Below are 3772 nucleotides of genomic sequence, written 5' to 3' on the forward strand. Positions count from 1 at the left end.
CCGTCTGGGCCGTGCCGGCCCTCGTCGCCGCCTTCGCCTGGGCGCCCTTGACCCGCGCCGTGCCGGAGCGCGCGGCGGCCGCCGCCCCGGGCTCGCTCCTGCGCGATCCGCTGGCCTGGCAGGTCACCGCCTTCATGGGCCTGCAATCCTCGCTGGCCTACGTGCTGTTCGGCTGGCTGCCGGCGATCCTGCAGGGGCGCGGCCTCTCGGCGCTGGATGCCGGGCTCGTCGCCTCGGTGGTGACCCTGCACCAGGCGCCGGGCGCGCTGGTGGTGGCGATGCTCGCCGCGCGCGTGCGCGACCAGCGCGGCTGGATCCTCGCGGTGCTGGCCGCGACGCTCTGCGGCTTCCTCGTCCTCGCCTTCGGCCCGGAGGGTCTGCGGTTCCCCGCATCCGGGCTGCTGGGCCTCGGCATCGGCGGCTGCTTCGGGCTCGGCCTCAGCCTCCTCGTCCTGCGCACCCGCGACGCCGCCTCGGCCGGCGCCCTCTCGGCGATGGCGCAGGGGATCGGCTACGTCTTCGCCTCCCTCGGGCCCCTCGGCTTCGGCCTCGCCCACGAGGCCACCGACGGCTGGGTCCTCCCCGCCGCCCTGTTCGCGACGATCATCGCCGCGGCGGGGCTCGCCGGCATGGGCGCCGGGCGCGACCGGGCGGTCGGCGGCACGGCCTGAAGGGCGGAGCGTGCGCGCCGCGGACTGATCCGCTCGATCGCGGTCGCAGCACGCGCCCTCCCCGCAGGCGGCCCTCCGCTGTTGCGCTGCGGCGACGGCGGCGCCTTGCGGAAAACGCCGTTAACCGACCGGTTACCATGACGACCTAGCGCCTTGCACCGAGTGCGGCGCGCTTCCGCGCCGACCGGGCGTGGACCATGACCGTCATCGAGCTGGCCCTGATCGGATGGGCCGCGGCGAAGCCGCATCTCGACCTCTTCGGAACCCTCGGGCTCCTCCTCGGCTTCATCGCCGGGATCATGCCGCATCGGCGCGGGATGCTCCTCGCCTCCGCCGGCTGCGCCGCCGCCTTCGGCCTGCACTACCTGCATCTCGGCGCGTTCACCGGCACGGCGATGTGCGCCATCGCCGTCCTGCAGAACTTCGTCTCGATGCGGGCGATCGGGCCCGAGGGCCGCGCCGCCTGGGTCGCCCCGCTCTTTGCCGCGACCACGCTGGTCACCGTCGGGATGACCCTGGCGACCTGGAGCGGCTGGCCGTCGGCCTGCGCCGGCCTCGGCGCCCTCCTGGCGACGGGCGCCCGCCTGCAGGGAGACCCGCAGGGCATGCGGCGCCTCTTCCTCGGCGCCAGCCTGTGCTGGGCCGTCCACAACGGCCTCGTCGGCTCGGTCTTCGGCCTGACCTGCGACCTGCTGACCGTGTCGGGGCTGACGCTCTCGCTCATTCGGCACCAGCGTCGCACGCCGCACGCGCTCTCCGCCACCTGAGGCCGGGCCGCCGACGCTCACGCCACGCGGATGTGGGTCGCCACCCGCGGCGGCTCCTCGGCGCCGGTCGCCGCCTCCAGGATGCGCATGTCGAGGCGGCCCTCCGCGTCGCGGAACACGTCGTAGACCATCCGGTCGACCACGCTGTTGCCCTCGCCGAAGATCAGCACCCGCGGCTTGTGGGCGATCACGTCCTCGACGTCGCCGTAGTTCGCCGAGGCGATGATGACCTCGTCGCCGACCTGACAGGTGCGGGCGGCGGCGCCGTTCAGGATGCAGCAGCGCGAGCCGGCGGGGCCGTACAGCACGTAGGTGCTGATCCGCGCCCCCGACATCTTGTTCCAGATCTCGACGAACTCGAGCGGGTCGAGCCCCGCCTCGCGGCACAGGTCGGCGTCCAGGGTGATCGAGCCGTGGTAGTTCAGGTCGGCGCCCGTCACGCGGATGCCGTGCAACTTGGCCCGAACGAAGCTCTGCATCGCGTTCCCCCGAGGCCGGGCGACGTCGGCCCGCCGAGAGCATGTTCCGTGATCTCCGGATCACGGAACATGCTCTCTCCTATTGTGTGGTCGCATTTTCTTCACGCGAGCCGGCATCCACCTCGCTTGAAAATACTTTCGTCTTCGGCCGCCCTCCGAGTCGGGGCGGCTTCTTCGTGCTTGATAGGGCGGCGCGGGACCGCGTGGCAATCGAGCCGGCGGTTGCCGCTGCGCTAGTCCTTCCGCCGCAGTCGGCTCGCGAAGAAGCCGTCGAGGCCGCCGCGCTGGCTCTCCGAACCTTCGAGGTGGGCCGGCAGTGTGCGCAGGTCGCCGTCGGCGTTGATCAGGGCGTCGAGGCCGCCGACCTCGTCCGGGCGAACCGGCACCCGCTCGAAGGCGGCGTTGCGCTTCAGGAAGGCGGCGACCTGGCGCTCGCCTTCCTCCTGCTCCAGCGAGCAGGTGCAGTAGACCAGGCGCCCGCCCGGCCGCACCAGGGTGGCGGCCTTGTCGAGGAGGCGCGCCTGGAGGAGGTGCAGGCGGATCAGGTCGGATTCCGTCTTGGTCCAGGCGACGTCCGGGTGACGGCGGATCGTGCCGGTGGCCGAGCACGGCGCGTCGAGCAGCACCGCGTCGAACGGCTCCGGCGGATCGAAGGCGAGCGCGTCGCCGACGACGACCTCCGCCGTCAGCCCGAGGCGGGCGAGGTTTTCGGACAGGCGCTCCAGGCGCGGGGCCGAACGGTCCAGGGCGGTCACCACGGCGCCCTGGCTCGCGATCTGGGCGGTCTTGCCGCCCGGTGCGGCGCAGAGGTCGGCGATGCGCTCGCCCGCGCGCGCGCCGAGGAGCCGCGCCGGGATCGCGGCGGCGGCGTCCTGCACCCACCACGCGCCCTCGGTGAAGCCGGGAAGCTCGGAGACCGGGACCCGCAGGTCGCCGAGCCGGAGCGAGCCGGTGGGCAGCGCCACCGCGCCGAGGCGCTCGGCCCAGTCGCCGGCCTCGCCCTTGAGCGTCAGGTCGATCGCGGCGCCGCCCAGGTGCGCGCGGGCGATGGCGGCGGCGGTCTCCGGCCCGTAGGCCGCGCGCCAGCGCGCGGCCAGCCAATCCGGGGTGTTAGCTTCGAGCGGATCGCCGGCCTCCGCCAGGATCGCCTCGCGCTCGCGCACGATCCGGCGCAGGACCGCGTTGACGAGGCCGGCCAGATGCCGCGCCTGCGGGTCGGCCTTGGCGAGCCGCACCGCGAGGTCGACCGCGGCGTGGTCGGGGACGGCGAGGTCGAGGATCTGCGCGGCGCCGGTGGCGAGGAGTGCGACGAGGCGCGGCTTGTCCTCGGGCAGGCCCTGCTCCATCCGCGCGGCGAGCGCCGCCTTCAGGAAGCCAAGCCGGCGGAAGGTGACCGTGGCGATGGCCCGCGCCAGCCCGGCGTCGGCGGCGTCGAGCCCCGCGACGCGGGCGCCTTGCGCCAGCGCATCCTCCAGGGCGAGGGCGCGGTTCTGTCCCAAAAGGTCGGCGACGACGGATTGCGCCACCCGGCGCGCGGCGAGGCCGGCCGCGTCCGCTGCGGATTCAGGTGTCGATTTCGGCCCCGGGCGCGGACCCTTGGTCGCGCCCGCCGCCCGCGCCGGCCCGGACGCGTTGCGCCCTCTGCCCATGGATGCCACTTCTCGAACGACCCTTCGTGCCGGCAACCCGCCGCCGGACCCCGATGCCCTCCCATTTGAGCGAGTCCGATGCAAGTTGAAACCAATCCCGACGCCGCCGAAGCCGGTCCAGTCGAATCCGGCGGCGAGCCCGCCGCCCGTCCCCTCACCCCGGCGGCCGAGCGCGCCCTGACGGAGGCGGCCGAGCGCCGCAGGGC

At 74.3% G+C, this 3772-nt stretch carries 4 protein-coding genes; 2 read left to right on the top strand and 2 right to left on the bottom strand.

The features are described from left to right. Positions 1-671 (top strand): MFS transporter (locus FV229_RS25840; protein ID WP_147754663.1); only part of this gene is annotated, 671 nt, incomplete at its 5' end. Between the two features lie 197 nt (positions 672-868). Continuing rightward, positions 869-1438, top strand: a complete 570-nt coding sequence (locus tag FV229_RS25845) for a YgjV family protein (protein WP_147754664.1) — start codon at positions 869-871, stop codon at positions 1436-1438. A 17-nt stretch (positions 1439-1455) separates the two neighbouring features. Here FV229_RS25845 and panD read toward each other — a convergent pair whose 3' ends face one another. Beyond that, entirely contained in the window at positions 1456-1917 is a 462-nt protein-coding gene (gene panD, locus FV229_RS25850; protein WP_147754665.1) for an aspartate 1-decarboxylase, read from the bottom strand. Positions 1918-2150: 233 nt separating this feature from the next. Further along, the gene (locus FV229_RS25855) at positions 2151-3566 is read right to left on the bottom strand and encodes an RsmB/NOP family class I SAM-dependent RNA methyltransferase (protein ID WP_147754666.1); all 1416 of its coding nucleotides are present in this window, start codon (positions 3564-3566) and stop codon (positions 2151-2153) included. Positions 3567-3772: the final 206 nt, after the last annotated feature.

The sequence above is a fragment of the Methylobacterium sp. WL120 genome, assembly GCF_008039465.1.
Lineage (GTDB): Bacteria > Pseudomonadota > Alphaproteobacteria > Rhizobiales > Beijerinckiaceae > Methylobacterium > Methylobacterium cerastii.

Bases quoted from the DNA above. Each gene is read 5' to 3' on its own strand.
- panD (WP_147754665.1), bottom strand. From the start codon at position 1,917: ATGCAGAGCTTCGTTCGGGCCAAGTTGCACGGCATCCGCGTGACGGGC.
- FV229_RS25855 (WP_147754666.1), bottom strand. From the start codon at position 3,566: ATGGGCAGAGGGCGCAACGCGTCCGGGCCGGCGCGGGCGGCGGGCGCG.
- FV229_RS25845 (WP_147754664.1), top strand. From the start codon at position 869: ATGACCGTCATCGAGCTGGCCCTGATCGGATGGGCCGCGGCGAAGCCG.